Annotated in this window: 24 protein-coding genes and 1 other RNA gene; 7 read left to right on the forward strand and 18 right to left on the reverse strand. The window is 35.1% G+C overall.

Features of this window, described 5'->3' with window-relative positions:
* Nucleotides 1-3: 3 nt before the first annotated feature.
* Together cysW and ACIQ4I_RS04820 are read left to right on the forward strand one after the other, a co-directional pair.
* Nucleotides 4-876, forward strand: a complete 873-nt coding sequence (cysW, locus tag ACIQ4I_RS04815) for a sulfate ABC transporter permease subunit CysW (RefSeq protein WP_403093447.1) — start codon at nucleotides 4-6, stop codon at nucleotides 874-876.
* Nucleotides 877-887: 11 nt separating this feature from the next.
* The gene (locus ACIQ4I_RS04820) at nucleotides 888-1,961 is read left to right on the forward strand and encodes a sulfate/molybdate ABC transporter ATP-binding protein (RefSeq protein ID WP_403093449.1); all 1,074 of its coding nucleotides are present in this window, start codon (nucleotides 888-890) and stop codon (nucleotides 1,959-1,961) included.
* 151 nt (nucleotides 1,962-2,112) lie between these two features.
* Here ACIQ4I_RS04820 and ACIQ4I_RS04825 read toward each other — a convergent pair whose 3' ends face one another.
* The 5 genes from ACIQ4I_RS04825 to ACIQ4I_RS04845 are packed head-to-tail and all read right to left on the reverse strand — an operon-like array spanning nucleotide 2,113 to nucleotide 5,784.
* A complete protein-coding gene (locus ACIQ4I_RS04825; RefSeq protein WP_403093452.1) occupies nucleotides 2,113-3,054 on the reverse strand; it encodes an ABC transporter permease in 942 nt (313 codons plus the stop codon).
* Nucleotides 3,032-3,946 (reverse strand): ABC transporter ATP-binding protein, encoded by a 915-nt coding sequence (locus ACIQ4I_RS04830; protein ID WP_403093455.1) that lies wholly within the window; start codon nucleotides 3,944-3,946, stop codon nucleotides 3,032-3,034. The genes ACIQ4I_RS04825 and ACIQ4I_RS04830 overlap by 23 nt, the downstream gene beginning before the upstream one ends.
* 1 nt (nucleotide 3,947) lies before the next feature.
* Nucleotides 3,948-4,643: an ABC transporter ATP-binding protein gene (locus tag ACIQ4I_RS04835; protein WP_403093457.1), complete on the reverse strand. Its 696-nt coding sequence runs from the start codon at nucleotides 4,641-4,643 to the stop codon at nucleotides 3,948-3,950.
* A 2-nt stretch (nucleotides 4,644-4,645) separates the two neighbouring features.
* On the reverse strand, nucleotides 4,646-5,008 hold the full coding sequence (locus tag ACIQ4I_RS04840; RefSeq protein ID WP_403093459.1) for a GntR family transcriptional regulator: 363 nt from the start codon (nucleotides 5,006-5,008) through the stop codon (nucleotides 4,646-4,648).
* Nucleotides 5,005-5,784 carry a hypothetical protein gene (locus ACIQ4I_RS04845; RefSeq protein WP_403093461.1) on the reverse strand — a complete coding sequence of 260 codons (780 nt, stop codon included), beginning with the start codon at nucleotides 5,782-5,784 and terminating at the stop codon, nucleotides 5,005-5,007. Before ACIQ4I_RS04845 ends, ACIQ4I_RS04840 begins: the two co-directional genes overlap by 4 nt.
* Before the next feature lie 278 nt (nucleotides 5,785-6,062).
* On the opposite strand from ACIQ4I_RS04845, the gene ACIQ4I_RS04850 reads away from it, so the two are divergent.
* The 3 genes from ACIQ4I_RS04850 to ACIQ4I_RS04860 all read left to right on the forward strand — a co-directional run bounded on the left by ACIQ4I_RS04850 (nucleotide 6,063) and on the right by ACIQ4I_RS04860 (nucleotide 8,409).
* Nucleotides 6,063-6,185 carry a hypothetical protein gene (locus ACIQ4I_RS04850; RefSeq protein ID WP_403093464.1) on the forward strand — a complete coding sequence of 41 codons (123 nt, stop codon included), beginning with the start codon at nucleotides 6,063-6,065 and terminating at the stop codon, nucleotides 6,183-6,185.
* Nucleotides 6,186-6,208: 23 nt separating this feature from the next.
* A complete protein-coding gene (locus ACIQ4I_RS04855) occupies nucleotides 6,209-6,691 on the forward strand; it encodes a cytochrome c oxidase subunit II (RefSeq protein WP_403093467.1) in 483 nt (160 codons plus the stop codon).
* 116 nt (nucleotides 6,692-6,807) lie between these two features.
* Complete coding sequence (locus tag ACIQ4I_RS04860; RefSeq protein WP_403095060.1) at nucleotides 6,808-8,409, forward strand: b(o/a)3-type cytochrome-c oxidase subunit 1; 1,602 nt, start codon at nucleotides 6,808-6,810, stop codon at nucleotides 8,407-8,409.
* Between the two features lie 68 nt (nucleotides 8,410-8,477).
* Here the strand turns inward: ACIQ4I_RS04860 and ACIQ4I_RS04865 are convergent, their stop codons facing one another.
* From ACIQ4I_RS04865 to ACIQ4I_RS04905, 9 genes are all read right to left on the reverse strand, one after another.
* The gene (locus tag ACIQ4I_RS04865) at nucleotides 8,478-10,376 is read right to left on the reverse strand and encodes an ATP-dependent DNA helicase (protein WP_403093470.1); all 1,899 of its coding nucleotides are present in this window, start codon (nucleotides 10,374-10,376) and stop codon (nucleotides 8,478-8,480) included.
* A gap of 160 nt (nucleotides 10,377-10,536) precedes the next feature.
* Nucleotides 10,537-11,676 carry a THUMP domain-containing class I SAM-dependent RNA methyltransferase gene (locus tag ACIQ4I_RS04870; RefSeq protein ID WP_403093473.1) on the reverse strand — a complete coding sequence of 380 codons (1,140 nt, stop codon included), beginning with the start codon at nucleotides 11,674-11,676 and terminating at the stop codon, nucleotides 10,537-10,539.
* A 2-nt stretch (nucleotides 11,677-11,678) separates the two neighbouring features.
* A complete protein-coding gene (locus ACIQ4I_RS04875) occupies nucleotides 11,679-13,415 on the reverse strand; it encodes a putative bifunctional diguanylate cyclase/phosphodiesterase (RefSeq protein ID WP_403093476.1) in 1,737 nt (578 codons plus the stop codon).
* 80 nt (nucleotides 13,416-13,495) lie between these two features.
* Nucleotides 13,496-13,883: RNase P RNA component class B (gene rnpB / locus ACIQ4I_RS04880), an RNA gene on the reverse strand.
* A 91-nt stretch (nucleotides 13,884-13,974) separates the two neighbouring features.
* On the reverse strand, nucleotides 13,975-14,307 hold the full coding sequence (gpsB, locus tag ACIQ4I_RS04885; protein ID WP_403093479.1) for a cell division regulator GpsB: 333 nt from the start codon (nucleotides 14,305-14,307) through the stop codon (nucleotides 13,975-13,977).
* A gap of 90 nt (nucleotides 14,308-14,397) precedes the next feature.
* Nucleotides 14,398-15,657 carry a ribonuclease H-like domain-containing protein gene (locus tag ACIQ4I_RS04890; RefSeq protein WP_403093481.1) on the reverse strand — a complete coding sequence of 420 codons (1,260 nt, stop codon included), beginning with the start codon at nucleotides 15,655-15,657 and terminating at the stop codon, nucleotides 14,398-14,400.
* Complete coding sequence (locus ACIQ4I_RS04895; protein ID WP_403093483.1) at nucleotides 15,658-17,937, reverse strand: DEAD/DEAH box helicase; 2,280 nt, start codon at nucleotides 17,935-17,937, stop codon at nucleotides 15,658-15,660.
* A complete protein-coding gene (locus tag ACIQ4I_RS04900; RefSeq protein ID WP_403093486.1) occupies nucleotides 17,930-18,295 on the reverse strand; it encodes a YppE family protein in 366 nt (121 codons plus the stop codon). The genes ACIQ4I_RS04895 and ACIQ4I_RS04900 overlap by 8 nt, the downstream gene beginning before the upstream one ends.
* Before the next feature lie 64 nt (nucleotides 18,296-18,359).
* Entirely contained in the window at nucleotides 18,360-18,536 is a 177-nt protein-coding gene (locus ACIQ4I_RS04905) for a hypothetical protein (RefSeq protein ID WP_403093489.1), read from the reverse strand.
* Nucleotides 18,537-18,700: 164 nt separating this feature from the next.
* Here ACIQ4I_RS04905 and recU point away from each other — a divergent pair, with 164 nt between their 5' ends.
* Together recU and ACIQ4I_RS04915 are read left to right on the forward strand one after the other, a co-directional pair.
* Nucleotides 18,701-19,306, forward strand: a complete 606-nt coding sequence (gene recU / locus ACIQ4I_RS04910; RefSeq protein ID WP_403093492.1) for a Holliday junction resolvase RecU — start codon at nucleotides 18,701-18,703, stop codon at nucleotides 19,304-19,306.
* A 35-nt stretch (nucleotides 19,307-19,341) separates the two neighbouring features.
* Complete coding sequence (locus ACIQ4I_RS04915; protein ID WP_403093495.1) at nucleotides 19,342-22,041, forward strand: PBP1A family penicillin-binding protein; 2,700 nt, start codon at nucleotides 19,342-19,344, stop codon at nucleotides 22,039-22,041.
* 145 nt (nucleotides 22,042-22,186) lie between these two features.
* On the opposite strand, the gene ACIQ4I_RS04920 is transcribed toward ACIQ4I_RS04915, so the two are convergent.
* The 4 genes from ACIQ4I_RS04920 to asnS form a co-directional block, all read right to left on the reverse strand.
* The gene (locus ACIQ4I_RS04920; protein WP_403093497.1) at nucleotides 22,187-22,534 is read right to left on the reverse strand and encodes a YpoC family protein; all 348 of its coding nucleotides are present in this window, start codon (nucleotides 22,532-22,534) and stop codon (nucleotides 22,187-22,189) included.
* Nucleotides 22,531-23,190 carry an endonuclease III gene (gene nth, locus ACIQ4I_RS04925; protein ID WP_403093500.1) on the reverse strand — a complete coding sequence of 220 codons (660 nt, stop codon included), beginning with the start codon at nucleotides 23,188-23,190 and terminating at the stop codon, nucleotides 22,531-22,533. The genes ACIQ4I_RS04920 and nth overlap by 4 nt, the downstream gene beginning before the upstream one ends.
* 14 nt (nucleotides 23,191-23,204) lie before the next feature.
* Nucleotides 23,205-23,939 carry a DnaD domain protein gene (locus ACIQ4I_RS04930; RefSeq protein WP_403093501.1) on the reverse strand — a complete coding sequence of 245 codons (735 nt, stop codon included), beginning with the start codon at nucleotides 23,937-23,939 and terminating at the stop codon, nucleotides 23,205-23,207.
* A 102-nt stretch (nucleotides 23,940-24,041) separates the two neighbouring features.
* Nucleotides 24,042-25,337 carry an asparagine--tRNA ligase gene (gene asnS / locus ACIQ4I_RS04935; protein WP_403093504.1) on the reverse strand — a complete coding sequence of 432 codons (1,296 nt, stop codon included), beginning with the start codon at nucleotides 25,335-25,337 and terminating at the stop codon, nucleotides 24,042-24,044.
* Between the last annotated feature and the right edge of the window lie 173 nt (nucleotides 25,338-25,510).

The following is a 25,510-nucleotide window of genomic DNA, read 5'->3' on the forward strand; positions in this document are numbered from 1 at the left end:
AGCATGGAAAAACAACTGATAATCGCCCATACTGAGGTCACCTCTAAGCAGAAGGCTGGAAATGCAACCTTAAAAGAGCCATGGATTATTCGTTTTACACTTACGACCATTTCTCTATTATTCCTTCTAATTTTTTTAGTTCTTCCACTTCTAACGATTTTTATTACCGCCTTTAAAAAAGGAATGGAAGTTTATATTGCATCGGTTACCGAACCCGATGCACTTTCTGCTATTAAGTTAACATTGCTACTGGCCACTATTGTTGTCCCAATTAATACAATTTTTGGAGTAGCTGCTGCATGGACCATTACAAAGTTTGATTTTCGAGGAAAAAATTTATTAACGACATTAATCGATCTCCCATTTGCTGTATCCCCTGTAATCGCAGGTTTAGTATTTATTCTGCTGTTTGGTGCGCAAGGGCTATTAGGCGAGTGGCTATTAAATCAAAATGTTCAAATTGTATTTGCATTACCAGGCATTATTTTAGCTTCACTCTTTGTTACTGTTCCATTCGTTGCAAGAGAACTTATTCCATTAATGCAAACACAAGGAACGCAAGAGGAAGAGGCATCCATAAGTTTAGGAGCAGGTGCCTTTACGACTTTTATCAAGGTTACACTCCCTAATATCAAATGGGGTCTATTTTATGGGGTCATTTTATGTAATGCCCGTGTGATGGGTGAATTTGGTGCCGTTTCAGTCGTATCAGGACATGTTCGTGGTCTAACAAATACCATGCCTCTACATATCGAGGTTTTATACAATGAATATCAATTTTCGGCAGCTTTTGCGGTTGCATCATTGATGTCGATATTAGCACTAATTACAATCATTATTAAAAACATAATTGAATGGAAAACGAAGCAGCATTAGGAGGAATGTATATGAGTATTACGATTCAAAATGTAAAAAAGCAGTTTGGCAGTTTTCAAGCTTTAGACAATATTTCTTTGAACATTAAAACAGGCGAACTCATTGCACTTCTTGGTCCATCCGGATCCGGTAAAACGTCGTTACTTCGTATTATTGCGGGTCTTGAAGACCTTGATGAGGGTGTTATTTTATTTGATGGAGAAAATATTACCGAAATTAACGCAAAGGAACGTAACATTGGATTTGTTTTCCAACATTATGCCCTCTTTAAGCATATGACGGTATTTGACAATGTTGCTTATGGACTAAAGGTTCGTTCACGTAAGTCTCGTCCATCTAAAAAAGAAATTGCTAACAAGGTACATACACTTTTATCACTCGTGAAACTTGAACACTTTGCTGATCGCTTTCCTAACCAATTGTCTGGTGGTCAAAGGCAGCGTGTCGCACTTGCCCGAGCACTTGCTGTCGATCCAAAGGTGCTTCTGTTAGATGAACCATTTGGAGCACTTGATGCAAAGGTACGAAAAGATTTACGACGCTGGCTACGAAAAATGCATAATGAGTTTCACGTAACAAGTATTTTCGTAACACATGATCAGGAGGAAGCTCTAGACGTTGCTGACCGAATCGTTGTTATGAATAAAGGAAGGATTGAACAAGTTGGTACTCCAGAAGATGTATATGACCATCCAAATAGTCCTTTTGTTTATGACTTTCTTGGCAATGTCAACCTATTTAAAGGACGATTAAAAAACGGTCAGCTTGTTCATGGAAGCTATACAGGTCCAGTCGATGAAGAATTTACTCAGAACGATATTGAAGCTATCGGCTACGTTCGGCCACATGATATTCAAATTGAACGAACAGCCATTTCAGAAGATATGGTACCTGCTAAAATTATTTTTATTCATGCTATCGGTCCAATTGTGCAAATTGAGCTACATCGTCAGGATGTTGATGAATATTTGGAAGCTGAGTTATCAAAGGAACAGTTCCGTTCATTGAAATTACAACGTGGTGAGCAAGTTTATATTCGTCCAAAACAATTAAAGGTATTTATTCCAGAGGATTTTTCAATTTAATTTAATCGTAATAAAAAAAAGTTAGTGCTGTACAAAAATCTATTTTCAAAAATAAGAAAAGAGACACCGAAACAATTCGATTTCGTTGTCTCTTTTCTTTTTAAGGACTTATTAGCCACCAATGTAAATTGACCATCAAATTCCTTTAACTTTAAGCAGTTACATCACGTTTTACAAATGAGATAAAGCTTGCTAATAAGAAAAGTACTGCATAAATTGCTAAAATTGTTAGAGAAAACGGCATTGTTAAGCCTTCTACAATAGAATATCCAGTCTCAAATTGAGTTAAATCCGTGTTTGGAATCCACAAATATTTAACAAATTCATATTTACTTAAAAATACAACAATGCTAGATCCCATAAAGCTAATAAATAAAGTAAGCCCAATCGCTAATGAACTAGAACGGAAAATACTTCCAATCATGAAAGCAAAAACAATGGACATAAGAATGTCCCCAAATGTTAACAAATACATATACATTGAATGAGCAAGTAATGAAGATTCAACTACTTTATTCCCTTCAACAATTAAGTTTGTCCCTGAGGAGAAACCATATAAAACTGTGCCTACAATTAAGTTTAATATCCATGTTAGTATTGCCATTGATATTGCAAAAATAATGACTGTTAATAGTTTTGAAGTTAATATTTTGGCACGATTAACTGGACGTGTAAGAAGCATCTTAATTGTCCCTGTTGCAAATTCACTTGAAACAATGCCCGCAGCGATAATAGTCGCAAATAGACTGATTAGCGATAAAAGCATAGAGCTATCTTCAACATAAGATTGAGCACTTCCTGTATCAATAGGCTGTACATTGTTTTTTAAACGATATTCGGAAATTTGAATTGAATCTTCCGCATTTTGTAATTGTTTTTTCGATAGATCTCCACCTTTAATCATCGATTGTTGTTGTTTAATAGATTGTTGTTCAACCGTTTTCCAGTCGCCTTTATTTTCCATTTCATTGTTATTTGCCCATTTATGAATACCAGCCATTGTTAATATTGATAAGACTAATATAATGAGCATTACCCAGGTTCCTTTTTTATGCCATAATTTCATCCACTCATTTTGCAATAGTTTTAGCAATTTGGCCACCTCCTGTCATTTCTAAGAATTGATCTTCAAGTGATTCATGATGCTGTTGTACAGAATAAATATCAATTCCTTTGTTTGTTAAACTTGCAATTAGCTTTGGTACTTCTTTTCTTTCGATTACTACCAAATACCCTTTTGAATGTTTTTCATATTTATAATCTTGTTCCTTAAGAATTTCATCAAGAGGCTGTTCAACTTCAATATAATATGTAGATTGTTGTTCAACATCCATTTCGCGAATATCAATTAGTTCTCCACTTTTTATAACGGCAATACGATCACAGACTAACTCGATTTCCGCAAGTAAGTGACTCGATACAAAAATTGAAACGTTCTCTTGTTTAGCAATTGTTCGAAGATGTTCCCTAAATTCTCGAATTCCTGCAGGGTCTAGTCCATTCGTTGGTTCATCTAAAATTAAAAATTTCGGATGATGTAATAATGCTTGGGCTAAGCCTAGTCTTTGTCGCATACCTAATGAATAAGTCGATACTTTTTCATTTATACGATTTTCAAGTCCAACTAATCGTACAACTTCAGCAATTCTTTCTTTTGTAACATTGTCGTGCATTCTAGCAAAATGAAGTAAGTTTTTATATCCTGACATAAATTTATACATCTCAGGGTTTTCTACAATAACACCTACTTTGCTAATTGCCTTTTCAAAGTTTTGTGAAAGTGATATTCCATCGATAATAACTTCACCTTCTGTAGGATTCATTAATCCAGTCATCATTCGTATGGTAGTTGTTTTACCAGCGCCATTTGGACCTAGAAATCCTGTAATTTGTCCAGGATAAAGTTCAATATTCAAATCTTTGATAATTTCTTTTCCCTTAATTGTTTTTGATAAATGCTTCAATTCAACGATTGGTTTCATCAAATCATCCTTTTCTATATTGTTTTTTCATCCACTGTACAGCATCTTGCTGCCACTCTTCTCTAACATTCTCCAACGTTTCAAATGAATGAATCCTGCCATCTTTTAATAGTAGTAACGCATCTAATATTGGCTCAACATCATGGAGTTCGTGTGTTGATAATAAGATTGTTTGATCCCTCCCCTCTATAAATTTTATAAGTCCTTTTAACAAAGATTCTCTAACCATGGGATCCAATCCTGAAAAAGGTTCATCCATTAAATAATAGGATACGTTTCGACCAAGTGTCGCAGCCATTTTAATCCGTCCCCGCTGGCCTTTTGACATTTTCTTCATTTTTTTATCAGTCTCTACTTCCAAAAATGCTGCAATTTCTTCAGCCTTGGCAGTTGAAAAGTCTCCAAATTGTGATGCATAAAAAGTAAATATCTCTTCACCTGTTAAATGTGGATAAAACTCATCGATATCAGGTAAATACGCAATATTTTCAGCGCTTTGATGTGTAATAATCGCACCATCTATTTGAACACTCCCTTTTGTAGGAGTCTTAACACCAGCTAATAGTCGAAGTAAAGTTGATTTGCCACTACCATTTTCCCCTACTAAACCGATGATTTTACCAGGTGGCAGTTGAAAAGTAATATCTTCTAGAACAGTCTTTTTCCCATAGCCATAGGCTACGTGTTGTGCACAAATCACTACTAGTCACCCCCATGTTTTTGAAGTTGTTCTATGATTTCTTGTTTGGTAAAGCCAAATGCAGTTACGTTATGAAAGAACTGCTCTACAATTTTTTCTTTCGTCTGTTCTCGTAAAGTTGAAATCTCACTTTCATCACTTGTTATATACGTACCTTGTCCTCTTTTAGTTTCAGTTAATCTCATCTGCTCCAACTCCTTATATACACGTTGAACCGTATTAACGTTTACTCCCACTTCGACTGCATATTCTCGTACAGATGGCATTTTATCACCTAATTGACGATTCCCCCGTATAATATCTCCACAAATTTTTTCAACAAGCTGTGTGTAAATAGGTTTATCTCTTGAAAAATCAACTGTCATTCCTTAACCACCTTTTCACACCATTTAATACTAAAGATTATTATGAATAAAGTGACTAGCAAGCTTAATATATCTTCACGTAAATAGATATCATCCATAATAAAAACTGTGTTAAAAATTTTACTAATAGGTTGAATAGAATTAACTATCCATTCACTTGTCGTAGGGCCTTGTAAGAAAAATTTATCATAAAGATCAGAAGTTGATATTTTTACAAAAAGATATGAAATGAATGTTAGTAAAATAAATACCACAATTATCGCTAATCTTCCGAGTCTTTTTTTCAATTTTAAATAACATGTATATAACACTAATGCAAGGGGTAACACAAATACAATTGATATAAATGATATGTAATTTATGGCCAACATAAATTTAATATCTTGTAGAAATGTCAACTGACTTTTACTCATTACTGTTATTACCATGACTATTGTCATTACAAATACTAATATCAAATTCGAAAATATACTAAATAATAATTTAGCACCTATTAATTGATAGAAAGGTGCTGTGCTATGTAACCAGATATCTGTACGTCTCAACTCCTGATTTAGATTTTTTACAAATTGAATACAAACTATTAGAAATGTTAAAAACGATATTACGGATGCCATTGCGAAAATTGAATTTGCTTGATTTATAGTTGAATCTACATATTTATCGATTAAAAACGGAATGGCTACTGTTAGCAAAATACTTAAAATACATGTGGTAAAAAGCCATTTATATTGTACTTGCCATTCTTTTTTTAATAATCCTAAAAACCTTTTCATACTTCCACCCCTGTTGCTGTTATAGTGTACTAGTTGTATATTACACTATAACTCCCTCCATTACAACTTTAATTTTTTCAATATAGTGGAATTTTATTTATTAAACATTTCAATTAATTCCTATTTTTACAACTTCACCAGTTCATCATTTCTTTTTCACACTTCATTCACATTTCTCACCTAGAGGTGTGACTTTTATCACATCGTAAGTGTTTTATTTTTTATATCATGAGTTCGAGAAGTAAATGTAATACTGAAATTACAAAGGAGGGGTCAATATGGCTAATAAAAATGAACCCGAAGAAAACCTAAAAGGGACTTTCTATCTAGTATTAACTATAGGGGTAATTATCGTGGCTGTTTGGGCTGCATGCTTTGGTCTATTTCTTGATCGCTTTTAATTAGAAGGAAAGAAGGGAAAACGATGCATCTTCATAAATATGAAAAATATTGGCTTACATTTGGTGTTGGGTCCCTAATCGTATTTTTATTGATTACCGGTATTATGGCATTTCACAACGGGAGTCACCCACCAAGTGCAAAGAACACAATCAACCATGAAAAAGTTGATGAAATCGCACCATTTAACAACCCTGGGGTACATAAAGTATCTGGTAAGGACTGGGATTATGAAGTAGTTATAGTAGCTTCTGCTTTCTACTACAATCCACCTGAACTAAAAGTGCCAGTCGGTTCTAAAGTTAAATTTATCGCTACTTCAAAAGATGTTGTACACGGTTTTGAAATTTCAGGAACGAACGTCAACATGATGTTAGAACCAGGTTATATTTCTGAGTATACAACGACCGTGGATAAAGCTGGTGATTACTTAATCGTATGTAATGAATATTGTGGAGTAGGTCACGCTCAAATGCATTCTATGCTTAAGGTGGTGGATAAAAAATGAGTCAAACAGTAATCGATCAAGCTAAAGTAAACGAAAAAGAAACAACTATTTCAAGAAGAGTAGCTTATAAAACTACGGAACTATTAAAAGTAGATTCTAGAGATGCCAAACTCTCAATGGCTCATATTTATGTTGCATTTATCGCCCTATTCTTAGGTGGTGCTGCAGGTCTATTACAAGTTTTAGTACGTTCAGGTCATTTTGAATTACCATGGGGAATTGGCTATTATCAAGTATTAACGGTCCACGGTGTATTGCTTGGATTAATCTTAACAACATTCTTTATCTATGGTTTCCAAATTGCAGCAGTTAGTCGTACTTCAGGAACATTATCTCCTAAACAAAGATTGATTTGCTGGATTGGTTTCTGGACAATGACAATCGGTACTGCAATGGCAGCAACAATGGTGCTTTTAAATCAAGCTTCTGTACTTTATACATTCTACGCTCCACTACAAGCACACTGGATTTTCTATTTAGGTTTAACACTTGTTGTTGTTGGATCTTGGATTGGTGGCCTTGGTCAAGCACTTCGTTGGATGCAATGGCGTAAAGAAAATCCTAATCAAACATCGCCTTTGCTTTCTTTCATGGTAGTATGTAATAACTTAATGTGGTTTGTTGCAACCATTGGTGTTGCTATTGAAGTGTTATTCCAATTATTACCTTGGTCTCTTGGCCTTGTAGAACGTGTCGACATCTTATTATCTCGCACCTTATTCTGGTCATTTGGTCACGCACTCGTTTACTTCTGGTTATTACCAGCATACATGGTTTGGTATGTTGTTGTTCCAAAAGTAATTGGTGGTAAAATTTTCTCTGACGCTCTAGCTCGTTTATCATTTATTTTGTTCGTATTATTCTCAGTTCCAGTTGGTCTTCATCACCAATTAACTGAACCTGGTGTTGATGGATCTTGGAAATTCTTACAAGTTGTATTAACAATGATGGTTGTTATTCCATCACTATTAACTGCTTTCTCACTGTTTGCGACATTTGAAACTCGCGGCCGCGAGCTTGGCGGTAAAGGCATTTTTGGTTGGCTAAAAAAATTGCCTTGGGGTGATGTTCGTTTCTTCGCTCCATTCATGGGTATGTTAATCTTCATCCCTGGTGGTGCTGGCGGTATCGTTAATGCATCCCACCAAATGAACCAATTGATTCACAACACGATTTGGGTAACAGGTCACTTCCACTTAACAGTTGCTACTGCCGTTGTTTTAACATTCTTCGGTGCAGCTTATTGGTTAGTACCTCATCTTACAGGTCGTACATTAACAAAAGAATTAAATCGTCTTGGTATTATTCAAACAATAATTTGGGCTGTTGGTATGGCAATCATGTCTAGCTCAATGCATATTGAAGGTTTACTTGGTGCTCCTCGTCGTTCAGCATTCTCTGATTACGGTGGTGCTGAAATTGCAAAAACTTGGGCTTCTTATCAAATCGCTCAAGCCGTTGGTGGTACGCTATTATTCATTGGGATTATCATATTCCTAATTATCTTCGTAAAACTTTGCTGGTTTGCTCCAAAAGGTGAACAAGAATTCCCTATTGGAACAGTTGCACCAAATGCAGAAAAAACTCCAGCTATTTTTGAAAACTTTAAAGTTTGGATTGTTATTTTAGTAGCATTAATTTTAATCGCTTATACATTCCCAATCTATGATATTATTCAAAATGCTCCTCTTGGTTCTAAAGGTTACAAGATTTGGTAATTATTCTCATAAAAAATCCGCTTTCTCTATTGTGAGAGAGCGGATTTTTTGTTCACCTTACTATTCAATCATCTTTCAGTTGCAGGTACTGCAAAAATTGGTTCTATTTGTTTCTTGTACTGCGCTTCATCTTCATTTAATAGGATATGGATATCACCATGATCATTTGAAGTTCGGATAAGTCGCCCCATTCCTTGTTGTAACCGTAATAGCATGAATGGAAGTTCAACATCATGGAAAGGATCATCAGTAAAAGCACGTTTCGCATCAAATAACGGATCATATGGTGGGAATGGTAAGTCAAAAATAATAACACGAGTTAGCGCTTCTTCTGGTAGATCTAAACCTTCCCATAAGTGATAAGAACATAATACTTGTAATTTACCTTCTTGGAAATCTCGGACAATAGAAGAAAGTTCACGATCCCCTTCAAAACCAACCTTAGCTGCAATTCTTTCGTCAATTTGTGCTTTGAAACTTGCCATCGCTTGTTTAGATTTAAATAGTATTAATGTCTGATTACCTTCTTCTAATAATTCCTCGACTCTACGTATTTTTTCTGCTTGATTTAAATGATGCAATACAATTTGCATAACTTCTTCATAATCAAATGGTGAGGCTACTGAGAAGGATTGATAATCTTTAATACCTAAACTTCCTGCAATATAACTGAAATCTTTATTTATAGACAAAGTTGCTGATGAGAAGATGTAAGGTATTTTTTTAGAGAATACTTTTTCTTCTAATACCTCTGTAATTAGACGTGGCATAATAACGAGTGTTTCTTCCCCATCTGTTTCTTCTAACCAGTCAACAGCGTCCCCTTGTGCAATGAAGATTCTCATAGCTGCTTCATATTGTTCCAAAAACTCTTCTGCCATTCGTAATTCATATTCAGGAATAACATAAAGCTCTGATTCAAAAACAAATTCCTCTAACAATGTTTCAACAGTATCAATTACTTTTTTACCTAATTTCATAAGCAACGGAGATTTCTTTATTCTTTTACGATCCTCATCTGAACTAATGACATCATCACGTAATTGATCAAAGAATAATTCGTGACCATCTTGCAATTGTTCCATTGTATACAATGTTTTTTCACGTAATCCATCTACCATCAATCGGTCGATAAGTTGCACAATTGTATAATCTTGTACTTTATAAGTCATTGCTTTTTGAGCTGCATACTCCAATAAGTGCCCTTCATCTAATACAATCATTGATACTTCAGGTAATAACGCTAATTGACCTTCACGTTCACGAGATTCCTTAGTCGCAATATTTTCCATTAAAAAGTCTTGAGAACAAATAATAAGATCTGTTGATTCACGATAATGTGCACGATGCAAGGTTTGACCGCAACGATTTCGCAAATCACATACTGAGCATTGTTGAATTGAGTTGTAATTGACTAGATTCCATTCTTCATCGCTAATATTGGGATAATCACTATGTTGACCATACAAGCCTAGTTTTCCTTGTCCAAATACCCCGTCTGGAATTGTTTCTGCAATATCATCTAAATATTCGCCATCAGAAAATTTTTCTGCTTCCTCATAACGCTTTAAGCATAAATATTGGTCACGTGATTTCGCTAAACGAACATCGATTGTTAAATCTAAATATTGTTGCAATTTATAAATATCGCCGCCCTCTTTCACGAGCTGGTCGATTAATGTTTCATCTGCACACGCTATTAATGCTGGTTTTCCAGTATATCGAGCATATGCAATCGCAGGCAAAAGATATGCGATTGTTTTTCCTGTGCCTACTCCAGCTTCTGCGAAAAGAATAGACTTTTCGCGTAATACTTTCTCGATTTGATAGGCCATGAAAATTTGCTCATCACGACATTCTAGCCCTTTTTCAGGTAGTTCGTCGTATAAAATATCGCCAATCCAGTCTCCTAGTGAATCAAAGAAAGACTTTTCTTTGGATAAGGCAAATGGTATAGATTGTCTCATTCAAATTCCCCTCTCGTACAGACAACGAAACGGAAGGGGTCTCCCCCTCCCGTCAAATACATATTCATAAAATAAGTCTACAATATTATAGAAGCGTTCATGTAATAATAAAATATGATTTTGCAACATTAAATAGTAATTTATTTTTCATCTTTTATCATTAATCTTGTTTTGGTGTACGTTGACCCCAAAATTGATAGTAATCTGTTTTGATAAATCCATTAAATAGTTTACGTTTCTTTGTTGCTTTTTTTCCATATAACACTTCAAAGTTTTCCATTGATGATAACATATAAACTGACCATGATGGATAATTATTCATCATGATACCCATATCATGTATCATTTTCTCAACTAATTCTATATCACCGATACGTTCGCCATATGGTGGATTTCCAATCATAACCCCATCTGTAAGATGCGTTGTAAAATCTGTTACTTGCATTTGTTTCCAAGTAATTAAATCAGCAAACCCAGCTTCACGGGCATTTGTTTTAGCGATTTCCACCATTCGATGATCGATATCTGATCCGAAAATTTGAAGAGGTTGTTCATAATTTGCAACATCTTCAACTTCCATTCGAACTTCATCCCAAATTTTCTGCTTCATCCATGGCCATGCTTCACTAATAAATTCACGATTATAACCTGGAGCCATATTTTGTCCAATCATTGCAGCCTCTAAGGCAATTGTACCCGAACCACAGAAAGGATCTACGAATGGACGACTAGGATTCCATTTGGAAATATAAACAAGTGCAGCCGCCAATGTTTCTTTTAATGGCGCTTCCCCCTGATCTAATCGATAACCACGCTTATGCAAGCCTGCACCACTCGTATCAATCGTCAAAATTGCTTCATCTTTTAAAATAGAGACTTCAATCTTATATTTAGGACCAGTCTCTTCTAAGAAACCAAGTCGTTTATAATAATATTTCATACGCTCAACAATTGCTTTTTTCGTAATGGCTTGGCAATCAGGAACACTAAATAATTTGGATTTCACTGATTTACCTGAAACAGGAAATTCAGCATCTACAGGCAAATACTTTTCCCATTCGATTGCTTTAACACCTTCAAATAATTGTTCAAACGTTTTGGCAGGAAATTTCCCTGCTACGATTTTCACACGGTCTGCTACACGTAACCATAAATTTGTTTTTGCGATATCCTTTTCATCGCCTTCAAAATATACTTTGCCGTTCTCTGTAGTTGTTGTATATCCTAAAGTTTTTAGTTCATCAGCTACAATAGATTCTAAACCCATTGCCGCTGTGGCTACTAATTGAAATTTCGTCATACCTATTTCCCTTCTAACTCCAATTCCCAAAATTCTAGGAATTCCATCAGTTCATTTAATGGAAGCGGTTTTGAATAGTAATATCCTTGAATCATATCACAATCCATACTATCGAGCAATTTAACTTGTTCACTCTGTTCAACACCCTCTGCAATCACTTTCATATGCAAACGGTGTGCCATTTGAATAATTGCATCGACAACAGCTTGATTATCATTTAACGAGCAAATTTGTTGAATGAAACTCCGGTCAATTTTCAAAAAGTTTAATGGGAATTGTACCAAATAACTAAGTGACGAATATCCTGTACCAAAATCATCGATTGAAAGCTTAAATCCCATTTGTTTTAGTTTTACTAATTTCCGAATGGTTTCTCTTTCATTATTCATTATGGTACGTTCCGTTAGTTCTAATTCAAACTGGCGTGCTGGTAAATTATTTTTTATAAATATTTGTTCGATTGAATTTACAAAACCTTTTTGATGGAAATGAATACTTGATATATTGATTGCAATCGGTACATTCTTAAAACCTGATCTCGCTAGTATATGTGCGTCTTGGCATGCACGATCAATAATGCATTCACTAATAGGAATAATTAAACCAGTTTCTTCAGCATATGGAATAAATTCAGCTGGTGAAACATTGCCAAGTTTCTCGTTGTTCCATCTCACGAGTGCTTCAACACCAATGATTTGATGTTTTTTAATATCTACTTTCGGCTGGTAGTATAGTTCAAAACTTTTTTGCTCAATTGCTCTTCGTAACTCATTATCTAAAAGTAATGCTCGTTTGGCATCTGTTTGTAAATCATCAAAATAAAACGCAAATTGGTTTTTGCCATTTTCCTTTGCATAATACATCGCTTTATCAGCTTTATTTAATAACGTCTCAGTTTCTGCTCCATCATGCGGATATATGCTTATACCAATACTTGATGAGATATATAATTTTTGATCTTCGATGATGAAAGGTTCTTCTAATAGATGAATAATCTTCTCACTTAAATGGACAGCATCACGCGGATGATGGATATCTGTAAATGTAATAACAAACTCATCACCTCCGTAACGGGCCAATATATCTTTGTTTTTTAGCAATGTTTGTATTCGCTTTGTAACTTCAACAAGCAATTGATCTCCAACTGAATGGCCAAGTGTATCATTCACTTGTTTAAATCGATCTAAGTCCAAAAATAAAATTGCATGTTGATAATTATGGCCTTTTGATGAATCCAATAAAACATTCATACGTTCGTTATAGGCAAAACGATTTGAAACACCTGTAAGGGAATCAGTCATTGCACGTTTTTTTAGTTCACTCTCAATGTTTTTTTCGTCTGACAAATCAGAAAATACTCCGCAATACCCTAAAACGCTACCATCACTACTATCTACTTTCATAATTTTAAGCCATTCTGGGTATACGTCCCCTGTTTTTCGACGGTTCCATATTTCTCCTTGCCATTCACCTTTTTGACAGAGCTCATTCCACATTAGTTTATAGAACTCTTTTCCATGAATGCCAGACTGTAATACATCAGGCTTTTCTCCTATTACTTCTTCTTTTTTATATCCAGTAACAAATTCAAAAGCAGGATTCACATCCACAATCTTACTATTTACGTCAGTAATCATTACTCCTTCTGAAATTGCATCAATGATCTTAGGTGTTATGTATTTACAATTGTCGGAAACATTGGATTGGCTAATGGATAATTGAAAATCTTGTTTCATCATAGTTATTATCACCATATCCCTAAAAGAAAGGCTCTCCAGTTTCTGGAGAGCCTGACTATTCATGTTTAGCATCATTAAAAGACCATAAGCCATGTTTTGTGCCCAAGTACTATAACGGCTTACGCCTTGTACGACTGGGTAGTAATCATCTATCTACGAAAGTATAAATACTTCCGTCTCTCCATCCATTCATTTCCTTCAGGAGAACGCCCCTACCATAATTTGGGTTGCTCACTCGTGGGGTTTACCTCGTTCCACCTGTTACGTTTCCGCAACAGCTTCGTCACTGTGGCACTTTCAGAGAGTTTCAACCATATCCCAAAAGGACTTAGGTTTTCCTCCCGCCGTCAGCCTTTAGACTGCCTTAGCTTATTTATTCACTAAGCACGAACACTACGATCATCTCAGAGCCGTGCGAGCATGGACTTTCCTCAACAACGTCAAGCGTTGCAGCGATTACTTGTTCTTTTATGATGACTTGACTATTATATCTCTAATGTTTTTCTATTTCAAGCGTTTTATCATTGAATTATAATGTGAAAATATTGTGAAAAATATTTTAGTCATAAAGCTTGTCGCCGAATACATGCTTTTCTAAATTAGCAATACGTTTTAAAATATCAAAATTTGTATTGTTAGCATAAGCTGGAGATGGGACTTGACGTCTTACTTCAGATGATGATGTTGTTGTTTGTGATTGTGCTGTTTTTAACTCATTTTTCAATAATTCTATTTCTTCTTGTTTTTTTGCTAATACTTTTTCAAAAGATTCATAGTCTTGTATGATGATATCTAAAAATTGATCTACTTCATCTTGACTATATCCTCTAATACCTGTTTTAAAATCTTTATCTAAAATCGTTTTAGCTGATAATTTAATGTCCATATCCATCTTCCTTCCATATAAACGTAGGTCTTATAATTATAGCACATTTCCCCAAAGTTTATCGTAGTTGCTTCCAGTGTTCAGTAAAATTATTTACTATTTCCCAAGCAATAATTTTTTCTTTTCATTTCGTAGACATCTTTTTTCTATTTCTTTTAACTTTCTTTGTTTCTGATCTTTTTCCCATAATAAGCTGTCTTTTACCAGTTGATATGCTTGTTTCGAATAAAAAAGCGCCTGATCATAATTTTGATGACGATGTTCATCAATTTTAGCTAGTTCTATATAAGCAATAATTCGCTGACGTTCTTCGATATAAGGAATTGCTTGATTAAAAGAATAATATGCCTGCTCAAAATCGTGCTGCTTTTTTTGTTGAAACGCTAAATGAAAATATGCATAGCCTGTCTCATTGCTATCATATTGACGTGTTACTTTTTCTAATATTTCCCCACTTTTTGCAGTATCAGATAAATCCCCAAACCATTTTCCAATGTTCGTATACGTAGTTGCAGACTCTTCTTGTATACCTTCACATAATAATTTTGTTGCTTGAATGTATAAGGTGATTAAAGATAATAAATCATATTCATTGTGCTCAAGAACTTTCATCAATGTTCTAGGGTCGCCACTTTTTACTGCATCTAAATAGATAATAGGCGCAAGGTAACCTGGTATATCTCCCTTACGATGGAATCCAAGTTTTTCCTCTTCTACTTGTGACAGTTTCATTCGGGATAAGTCATTTTTCCATATTCGTTTTGAACCATGCAACAGGTCGATTTGCTTCTGCTCAGGTAACTTAGGTAAATCCTTTTTATGCAAAGTAAAGCGCGTTTGTAACTGAGGCCAATCGAAACTTTTACCATTATACGTAACGATAGTTTTATTTTCCTTCCAAAGTTTTGATTCCCATAAAAACGCGACTTCATGGCTAGGATCTGCTAATACATATTGCTTTAATACAAATCCATCTTGTTCGGCTTCTAATATACCGTTCAAAAAGATCTGCGTACCAACACCTTTTAAACCAGTAGTCTCTGTATCATAAAACATTAAATTGACATCATCCGTTAAGGCAATCGGATGATCATGATTCGTACTTTCCCATAGTTGAAATGCATCATACAGTTCACCTAAGTGAAAATCTCCATGCTGATATTCAGCTGAATAATGCTTTTCAAGTAAAAAAACTGTACCATAATCGTTGTCAATTCTCTTCAACCCTACTTCTTCCCATTGTTTTGCATATGCTGGCACTACGGGCTTTTTAAACACTTCTTTTTGCTCTTGTTCAGTTTTTGATACCTTTTTTAGCATCTTCTTCATTTGAAGAATTTTATTTTCATATGACATTTAATCATCCAACTCTGCTAATAAAATTGATTTCAAAAAAGTTAATACTTGTTTTTTTTCGTCACTATTTAAGTCTTGTGCACCTATACATGAGGGGCATCCTTTTTGACACGGGCAATTAACAATATGCTCATATACATGATGCAATAAATCTTCCCATAAATCATATACACGTTCGCTCAATCCAATACCCCCTGGATAGCGATCATATACAAAAAACGTGGGCTTTTCTGAATGTGTTGCTTTCACTTGTGGCACAACATGAACATCGCTGCGATCGCTTTGGATGAATAATGGTATAAAACTATTCATAGCATATGCAACGCCTGTCATTGCTCCTGTTAAATCGTCTTCCTTCCAATGTTCAGGTTGGTCGAATGATAGCCATGTTCCACTTGTATGAAGTTCTTCTGGTGGCAAATGGATTGGTCCACTCCCGATATTGTCATGTGTCCCAAATCGTATTTTCTTGAAAATGGTAGCTGTAGCGAGTGTCATGATATCTCCAAACGTCACCTCTCCATGTCCAATTGTTCTACTTTTATCTTCACTAATGACTTTTAATTCTACTGCTAAATTGGCATCAGTAAAATAATCAACGTCTACTTCTCGAACATATGCCTTTTTTTCTTCCCAATCTAATTTTTCCACTTGGAACTGAGTCCCTTGATGTAAATAAATAGCCTCTTCATGTAGTAATGTTAATGCACTATAGCGATCCATTTCACCAATGACTTTACTATGTGCTGGAATGGATTGATCAATGATTACAACATTTTCCTGAGAAGCTGATCTTAGACTAATGTCATGCGCTGGAAAACTATCACTCATCCAATGCCATTTATCTGAAGTCTTTAAAAGTACGCCTTCTTCTTGTAAATATTCTAAGAAATCTTGTACTTCAAATTCTGCATAACTATCATCTACCCGAAATGGTAATTCAAACGAGGCGCATTTTAAATGGTCCATAAGAATTAACATATTCTCTGGGTATACTCTTGCCTCTTCAGGTGAACTTTCAAATAGATACTGTGGATGTTTGATAATATATTGATCTAATGCAGTGGACTGTGCAACGTAAATAATCAACGCATCATCTTGTCTTCTACCTGCGCGCCCTGCTTGTTGCCATGCACTTGCTATATTACCTGGGTAACCCGTCATGATACATGCTTGCAATTGGCCAATATCAACTCCCAATTCTAACGCATTTGTTGAAATAACACATTGTATCGTGCCATCTCGTAAACCTTTCTCAATAACGCGACGCTCAGAAGGTAAATAGCCACCTCGATACCCACGGATTGTCTCATCCTGAATTTTCTTCGCAGTAAGTGATTTCATATAGGTGACGAGCATTTCAACACGTACTCTACTTTTTGCAAAAATAATTGATTGGATTTTAGAATGATATAGCTCTCTTGCTAAGTCACGTACTTCTAAAATAGCACTTCTTCTAATGCCAAAAGTTGGGTGGATTATTGGCGGATTATAAAATAGAAATGTTTTCTTTCCGGTTGGTGCACCGTTATTAGTGATTAATTGTTGTTTTGTATTTGTTAGGTTTTCTGCTAATTCTTTTGGATTTTTTATCGTAGCTGATGTACAGATAAAGACTGGGTGGCTACCATAAAAATGACAAATTCTCAGAAGGCGTCTAAGTACATGTGCCACATGTGAACCAAAGACTCCTTTATACGTATGCAGTTCATCTACGACAATATACTGTAAATTTTCAAATAATGAAACCCATTTTGTATGATGTGGCAGTATTCCTGAATGTAGCATATCTGGATTAGTCATCACTATATGACCTGCTTTACGAACTTTTTGCCGAATCCCAGGTGCAGTATCTCCATCATATGTATAGCTTAAAATTTCTTCTCCGCTATCCTCAATTAGCTTATTTAAATCGCTTTTTTGATCTTGTGCTAATGCCTTTGTAGGAAATAAATATATTGCTCTAGACGCACTATTTTCCATTATTGCTTGCAGAACGGGCAAATGATAACAAAGTGATTTACCAGAAGCAGTTGGTGTAACTGCCGTAAATGATTGACCATTTGTAGCATACTCAAACGCTTCTCTTTGGTGAGAGTACAGTTGATCAATGTCTCTTTTATGTAAAGCTTTAATTAGAGAAGGATGTAAATTAGTTGGAAAATCGACTAATTTAGGTGGCTGAGCCGGAATCGTATGTACGTATTCAACACGGTCTTGCATTTCAGGATTAGATTGCCAATCTTGCAGTAATTCATCAATAGATTTTCTTTTACTCATTAGTTGACTCATCCTTTTGTATAATACGTTGCAATGTTTCTAATGTATATGTAACCGATTGAATCGATTGAAATAATCGTTTTTTACTCGTTTTTTGATAAAATGATTGGACTATAAACTGATCCATTGCTTCTACAGCATTTTGGACTTGAATTTTATGCATATGCTTTGGCTTATTCGCATCTATCCAGGCTTCAACTTCGGTTTGCCAAGTTAAAAGCTTTGTGTGGTACAAATCAGCATGAGGCTTTACAGCATTAAAAAAATCAGGAGATGTGTCAGTTTCTCTCATTTCCAAAAATCGGTGCCAACATTCCTTACATTCTTCTAGTAATTCACCTGTTAAAATTTGTAGCATAACACACACCTCCATTTTCAAATTACTTCTTACGTATTAGTGTATCAAAAAAGATATCATTTCACTACTTTAAAGCGAACAAATATTCTTTTTGTTGTTCAATTAAATCAAGGCGGTTTGCTACATGTGTAATATTCTTTTCAAGTGTTTTGTTATACATTTCTTCTTCATGGTTTACTCTGTTTTGTAAAAGTTCGTCCACCATTTCAATTAAAGTAATTAGCTTGTTTATATTTCGCATAATGTATCGCCTCCTGCTATAACTTTTCAAGGTAGAAATAGTATTTCCTTTGTAGAGGACAAAACAAGTGCATATTCGACGATAATAGTTTTATTTTTCAGCTTATTTCTCATCAAATAACTCTATTGATTTATGGTATTATAGAATGCAGATGAGGTGTTATTATGACTATTCGATATCCCAATGGAAAAAAATACACGCCCACATCAAAACAAGAAACAAATCTTTTGAAAAAGAAAGATTTATCTTATAGTAATCGTGGGAAAACTCTAGAGGAAGAGATAGATGAAACGAATGAATTTTACCTACAGCGGAACATTGCAGTAATTCATAAGAAACCTGTTCCAATACAAATCGTCAAAGTGGAGTACCCATCAAGAAGTGCTGCCGTTATTCGTGAGGCATATTTCCGAACGCCATCTACAACCGACTACAATGGTGTATATAAAGGTTACTATATTGATTTCGATGCTAAAGAAACAGAAAATAAAACATCATTTCCTTTGAAAAATGTTCACCCTCACCAGGTCTCTCATATGGAGTCTTCGGCTAAACAGAAGGGAATCTGTTTTTTGTTAGTGCGATTTTCTTCCCTTGAACGCTATTTTGTAGTACCTTTAGAAATGCTGTTATCAGCATGGGATAGAATGTTAAATGGTGGAAGGAAGTCTATTCCGCTAAGTGAGTTTGAGGGACAGGCAATTGAGATTAAGCCTGCATATGTCCCAAGACTAGATTATTTAAAAGCAATCACACAATTGCTACCATAACTTGATCGTAGTTATGAGAAAGTGAGGAGAATGTTGTGGATCAACAAGTTAATTCTCGGCAACAACGAAAGCAACTAGAAGAACAACAAAGAAAACGACATACAAAGAAAAAAGGACCAAGAGAACCCAAAGGACCAAAACGTTCTTGGCTTAAAAAGATAATAATAGCCATTTTGGCTTTAGGTATTGCAATTTTTGCAATAGGTGCTACTGTTTTTGCAATTTATGCTGCACAAGCACCAAAATTAGATGAAGAATTATTAAAAGACCCAGTATCATCAAAATTCTATGATGCGAATGGGAAGGTATTCTATACAATGGGTGATCAACAACGGGAGCACGTGAATTATGAAGATATACCAAAAGGAATGGTAGATGCTATTATCGCAACAGAAGATTCTCGTTTCTTCGAACACCACGGGATAGACTTTATTCGCTTAGGCGGCTCAGTTTTAGCCAACTTCCGATATGGATTTGGAGCACAGGGTGGTAGTACATTAACCCAACAAGTAATTAAGAACTCATTTTTAAGTGGTGAGAAGACATTAAAACGTAAGGCACAAGAAGCTTATTTATCAGTTCAGCTTGAACGTGAATATTCAAAAGAAGAAATTTTTGAAATGTACTTTAACAAAGTCTTAATGTCTGGTCGTATTTATGGTTTCGGTACTGCAGCAAAATACTTCTATGGTAAAGATTTAAAAGACTTAACCTTAGATGAAGAAGCACTTTTAGCTGGTATGCCACAAGCACCAAACGCATACAATCCTTTTAAAAATCCTGAACGTGCAGAAAAACGCCGTAATATTGTTTTAGGTTTAATGTACCAACATAAAAAAATTACAAAAGAACAAATGGAAGCTGCACAAAAAGTGGATGTTAAAAAAGGACTTCTTCCTGAAAGCAAACGAAAAACCGCTTCTACATCCAAATATGATGCATATATCGATGTCGTATTAAAAGAATTAGCGGAGAATGGTGATGAGAAAGCATTAGAAGAAGGTGTTAATGTTTATACAACATTAGATCCTACTGCTCAAAAAATCGTCGAAAATACGATGAATAATGCTGCCAACTTCCCTACAAAAGATATACAAGCAGGTCTTTCTGTTATTGATACGCAAACTGGTGCAATTGCTGCAGTTGGTGGTGGACGTAATTACGGTCCAGAACGTGGATTTAACTATGCTGAAGCATTAACTAATCGACAACCTGGTTCTACCATGAAACCATTAATCGATTATGGCCCAGCAATTGAAAATCTAAAATGGTCTACAGGTAAAACAATTGTGGATGAACCAATGACCTATACAGGTACTGATCAACAAATTAATAACTTTGACCATCAATACAAAGGGACAATTACAATTCGACAAGCGTTATATAATTCTCGTAATATCCCTGCTATTAAAACGCTCAAAGAAGTCGGTCCGGATAAAGCGAAAGCATTTGTAAAAAATCTTGGTATTGATGCGAATAACATTACGGAATCTGATGCAATCGGTGGTGGTAAAATTACCCTATCTCCAATTGAAATGGCAGGTGCTTATGCTGCATTTGGTAATAATGGTATTTATACAAAACCACATGCTATTAAGAAAATTGTCTATCGTGATGGAAAAACAGCTAAATCCTACACACCAGACCCTGTACCTGCAATGAGCGATTATACAGCTTATATGGTGACAGATATGTTGCGCGATGTAGTAAGTTCTAAATACGGCGCTTCAGGTACGGCTGCAGGTATTCCTGGATTAGATGTAGCAGGTAAAACTGGTACTACTAACTATAGTACACAACAATTTAATGATTATGGACTGCCTGCATCAGCTGTTCCAGATTCATGGTTTGCTGGTTACACATCCAAATACTCGATTGCTGTTTGGAGTGGATATGCAGATTACAAAAATCCAATTACAACAAGTGCAGAACGTGTTCTTCCTCAACAATTATTTAGAACCGTTATGTCACAAATTTCAGCATATACGCAAACACCTAATTTCCAACAACCAAGTTCAGTTGTTCGCGTAGGAAATGAATTATATGTTAAAGGTCAACAACCAGTGTCATATACACCTAAAGTTGAGAAAAAGGATACACAAAAATTGAGTGCACCAACTGGTTTAAAAGCATCTTATGATGATCAATCTAAAGCTATTAATTTATCTTGGTCTCATGATGCTAGTGGAGATGTGTCGCCAAAATTCAAAGTTTCAGTTTCTGTTGATGGCGGAGGTTCTCAAGCTTTAACTGAAACATCTAATAATTCATTTACCTATAATGGGGCAGAAGATGGGAAGACTTATGTATTCTCAGTAGTAGCAGTTGCTGATGGCCAAACAAGTAGTGCTGCAACAACAACTATACAAATTCAAGCATCAACACCTAAACCTGATGTAACAAAACCGGATCCAGAGACTCCAACGTCTCCGGATCAAACACAAGATCCAAATACACCAACAGATGGCAACAATCAGGGGAATACTGACAATACTAACGGCGATACAAATACAGACCAAAATAACCCGAATGACCAACCAAATCAAGGTAACTCAAATGATAATGGTAATTCTAACAATAATAACGGGAACGGGAACGGAAATGGGAACGGAAATGGAAATGGAAATGGAAACGGAAACGGAAACGGAAACGGAAATAATAAAGCAGATTTGAATAGTGTGAACAGGAAAACTACACCTGATCAGCAGTTCCAAAATCAAACACAAACTCAATAAAAAAAACGCGGGAGAAAATTCTCTCGCGTTTTTTTATAGTATAAAGGATGCCATTTATTTATTGTAAAAAAATAGAAGTATATTTAAAGGTCCAGGTCGACTTTTACATACTTTCATTTTCTATCAAAAAATATCCGGCATCCTTTTAGTGTTTTAGTCGCAATCTTGCACATTTTTTTTTCGTTTCAATATACAATTCATCCAATTGGCGATAACATGCATATTGCCCTGGACGTGCTTTAATAAAAGATAATCTTTCCATTGCATTTATTGGCAATATCTCATATTGTTCATTTTCAACTAATGCATCTTGCTGGTTAGATGCTTTCAATACAAAAGATACATATAATTGAATAGCATTTAACATGATTTCTTTCGCTTTACCATCTCGAATAGTATGAGATTTGTGAATAGATTGTCGTAACAATTCCCATTCTTCCATCCACTCTTCTACTCTTTCCTTTGTAATAGTCTCTTTCTTGCATTCAATCATCTGTTTACAAGACCTTTCTTTGCTCTCTTTTGCCCTTCTCGACAGATATCAAATAATGGACATGCATTACAGTTTGGATTTTGTGCTTTACAGTGATAACGACCAAAGAAAATTAATTGATGATGCGTTTTAGACCAATTTTCCTTTGGTGTTTTGTTCATAACTGTTTGTTCTACTTCTAATACGCTATCCTTCCACTTGCATAAACCTAAACGCTTGGTAACACGTTCTACATGTGTATCAACTGCTAAAGCAGGCTGACCAAAAGCAACAGAAAGTACAACATTGGCTGTTTTTCGGCCTACTCCAGGCAATGTAACCAATTCTTCACGTGAATTAGGGATTACGCAATTATATTCATCTAGTAATCGTCGGCAAAGTTTTTGGATGTTTTTAGCCTTACTTCTATATAGACCAATTGACCGGATATCTTGTTCTAATTCCTCTAATGGAACTGCTAAATAGTCTTCAGGCTTTTTATATTTTTTAAATAATGTACCCGTTACTTTATTGACTAATACATCAGTGCATTGTGCTGATAGTAACGTAGCAATTGTCAATTCAAATGGATTGTCATGTATTAGTTCACAATGTGCATCCGGAAACATGTTTTCCATTTCCTCTAAACAGAATTCCCATTGTTTTTTCGTTAACATTTACAATCCTCCTTTTACTTATTACGATCTAACCAGTTGTAAAAAGGGACATTGCTCGCTGGTGGTATTTGTTCTGTTCCTTTTTTTTCAGGTTGAATTACATTTTTTTGTATTGTATTTTTACGAAAATTCTTTGATAGTTTATTTGCATCCTCAGGTGTTTTAACGTTATTTTTTTTCCATTCAAATAGAATTCGGTCTATATAACGTAAACTAAGCTTTTGTGATAATACCGCTTCCATCAATGCTTTACGAATGACTTCTGGAGAATGTCTATCTTGATCTAGCCACATCGAAATCATTTCACTTTCCATTGGTGATAAAAAACGACCGAATTCTTGTTCAAAAAGTTGAAATAATTGTCCTTCCTTTAATTTTGAAGTTTCTTTTTCATTATTTTCACTTTTCGCAAAAACACAATCGATAAGCCTACTCCATATTGGCATTAAGTTTATGACTTCATAAAGTACACCTTGGTCATCTAACTTTTGATGAATTTCCATAAAACCTTTCTGCATAAGACGTTGCATACTAGATGAAATCATATCTTCAGTCAAATTCATGCGCTGTGCAATATTAGCAGGCGTTGGGAATTCATTTCCTTCTTCATGAAAGGCATTCAAATGCATAATTAGCATGGCTTCAGTATCTGAAATTTGTAACTCCTTATAAAACTGAAAAAAAAGCTGAGAAATATTGACACTTCCCCGCTCAATCCAAGTTTGGAGCCGATCTGCATCATTCATCATCGTCGAACTCCCCTTTATTTTAAATTGAACAAGAAGAATCGCCTAAGCAATCCTTCTTGCGTTTTGTTGATGTTTTAAATATACTGTGTCTCGAATTTATACTTATGGATAAATTCTATTCAATAGACGTGGGAATGGAATTGTTTCGCGTACATGTTCTGCGCCTGTAATCCAAGCAACAGTACGTTCTAAACCTAAACCGAAGCCTGAGTGAGGTACTGAACCGTATTTACGTAGGTCAAGATACCATGCATATGCTTCTTCATCTAGTCCATATTGAGCAATACGTTGTTTCATTAACTCATAATCCCAAATACGTTCAGAACCACCAATAATTTCACCATATCCTTCTGGAGCGATTAAATCTGCGCATAGGACCACATCGTCGCGATCAGGATGTAGTTGCATGTAGAATGGTTTGATACCTACTGGATAACAAGTAATGAATACTGGTTTGTCGAAATGTTCAGCGATTGCTGTTTCATGTGGCGCTCCGAAGTCATCGCCCCATTTGATATCGTCAAATCCTTTTTCATGTAATAAATCAATCGCATCATCATAAGAAATTCGTGGGAATGGTGCTTGTACTTTTTCAAGTTTTGAAGTATCACGACCAAGTAATTCTAATTCTAGTTTGCAGTTTTTAAGAACAGATTGCACGATATATGAAACATATTGTTCTTGAATCTCAAGAGATTCATCATGTTCAACAAACGCCATTTCTGGTTCAATCATCCAGAACTCAATTAAATGACGACGAGTTTTTGATTTTTCAGCACGGAACGTTGGACCGAATGAGAATACTTTTCCCATTGCCATCGCTGCCGCTTCCATATAAAGTTGACCAGATTGAGAAAGATATGCATCTTGATCAAAATATTTTGTATGGAATAATTCAGAAGTTCCTTCAGGAGCTGAACCTGTAAGTATTGGTGGGTCCACCTTTTTAAATCCATTATCGTTAAAGAATTCATATGTTGCACGAATGATTTCGTTACGAACAGCCATATTAGCATGTTGTTTTTTAGAACGTAACCATAAATGACGATTATCCATTAAGAATTCTACACCATGTTCTTTAGGTGTAATTGGATAATCATGTGCTTCAGAAATAACTTCAATTTCTTTTACTTGCAGTTCATAACCAAATGATGAACGAGTATCTTCTGTCACTTCACCAATGATGTATAAAGAAGTTTCTTGATGAATTGATTTTGCAGTAGCAAAAGTTTCTTCCGATACATTTGCTTTTACTACTACGCCTTGTACAAAGCCTGATCCATCACGTAATTGTAAGAATGCAATTTTACCACTTGAGCGTTTATTTGCTAACCAAGCGCCAATTTTTACAGTTTCGCCGACATGTTTTGACATATCTTGAATTGTAATTTTTTTCATGTTACCCTCCAGCATTTTAAACATTTATTAGAAAGACTAATAATGTATATTCAAGTTATTTTTTACAATGAGATTTCAAAATTATTTTGTTGAATATAGAAATAGTAATTTCAATAGTTAATTTCTCATTGTCACAACGGTTCTTGGATACCGCAAAATTCTACAACTGCTGC

Source organism: Rummeliibacillus sp. NPDC094406, assembly GCF_044763875.1.
In the GTDB taxonomy this organism is placed as follows: Bacteria; Bacillota; Bacilli; order Bacillales_A; family Planococcaceae; genus Rummeliibacillus.

Coding starts and splice junctions, on each gene's coding strand:
- cysW (WP_403093447.1), top strand. CDS start 4: ATGGAAAAACAACTGATAATCGCCCATACTGAGGTCACCTCTAAGCAG.
- ACIQ4I_RS04890 (WP_403093481.1), bottom strand. CDS start 15,657: ATGTCATATGAAAATAAAATTCTTCAAATGAAGAAGATGCTAAAAAAG.
- ACIQ4I_RS04895 (WP_403093483.1), bottom strand. CDS start 17,937: ATGAGTAAAAGAAAATCTATTGATGAATTACTGCAAGATTGGCAATCT.
- gpsB (WP_403093479.1), bottom strand. CDS start 14,307: ATGGATATGGACATTAAATTATCAGCTAAAACGATTTTAGATAAAGAT.
- ACIQ4I_RS04920 (WP_403093497.1), bottom strand. CDS start 22,534: ATGATTGAATGCAAGAAAGAGACTATTACAAAGGAAAGAGTAGAAGAG.
- ACIQ4I_RS04865 (WP_403093470.1), bottom strand. CDS start 10,376: ATGAGACAATCTATACCATTTGCCTTATCCAAAGAAAAGTCTTTCTTT.
- ACIQ4I_RS04855 (WP_403093467.1), top strand. CDS start 6,209: ATGCATCTTCATAAATATGAAAAATATTGGCTTACATTTGGTGTTGGG.
- ACIQ4I_RS04905 (WP_403093489.1), bottom strand. CDS start 18,536: ATGCGAAATATAAACAAGCTAATTACTTTAATTGAAATGGTGGACGAA.
- ACIQ4I_RS04870 (WP_403093473.1), bottom strand. CDS start 11,676: ATGACGAAATTTCAATTAGTAGCCACAGCGGCAATGGGTTTAGAATCT.
- ACIQ4I_RS04845 (WP_403093461.1), bottom strand. CDS start 5,784: ATGAAAAGGTTTTTAGGATTATTAAAAAAAGAATGGCAAGTACAATAT.
- ACIQ4I_RS04840 (WP_403093459.1), bottom strand. CDS start 5,008: ATGACAGTTGATTTTTCAAGAGATAAACCTATTTACACACAGCTTGTT.
- ACIQ4I_RS04850 (WP_403093464.1), top strand. CDS start 6,063: ATGGCTAATAAAAATGAACCCGAAGAAAACCTAAAAGGGACTTTCTAT.
- ACIQ4I_RS04820 (WP_403093449.1), top strand. CDS start 888: ATGAGTATTACGATTCAAAATGTAAAAAAGCAGTTTGGCAGTTTTCAA.
- ACIQ4I_RS04860 (WP_403095060.1), top strand. CDS start 6,808: ATGGCTCATATTTATGTTGCATTTATCGCCCTATTCTTAGGTGGTGCT.
- asnS (WP_403093504.1), bottom strand. CDS start 25,337: ATGAAAAAAATTACAATTCAAGATATGTCAAAACATGTCGGCGAAACT.
- recU (WP_403093492.1), top strand. CDS start 18,701: ATGACTATTCGATATCCCAATGGAAAAAAATACACGCCCACATCAAAA.
- ACIQ4I_RS04875 (WP_403093476.1), bottom strand. CDS start 13,415: ATGATGAAACAAGATTTTCAATTATCCATTAGCCAATCCAATGTTTCC.
- nth (WP_403093500.1), bottom strand. CDS start 23,190: ATGTTAACGAAAAAACAATGGGAATTCTGTTTAGAGGAAATGGAAAAC.
- ACIQ4I_RS04930 (WP_403093501.1), bottom strand. CDS start 23,939: ATGATGAATGATGCAGATCGGCTCCAAACTTGGATTGAGCGGGGAAGT.
- ACIQ4I_RS04900 (WP_403093486.1), bottom strand. CDS start 18,295: ATGCTACAAATTTTAACAGGTGAATTACTAGAAGAATGTAAGGAATGT.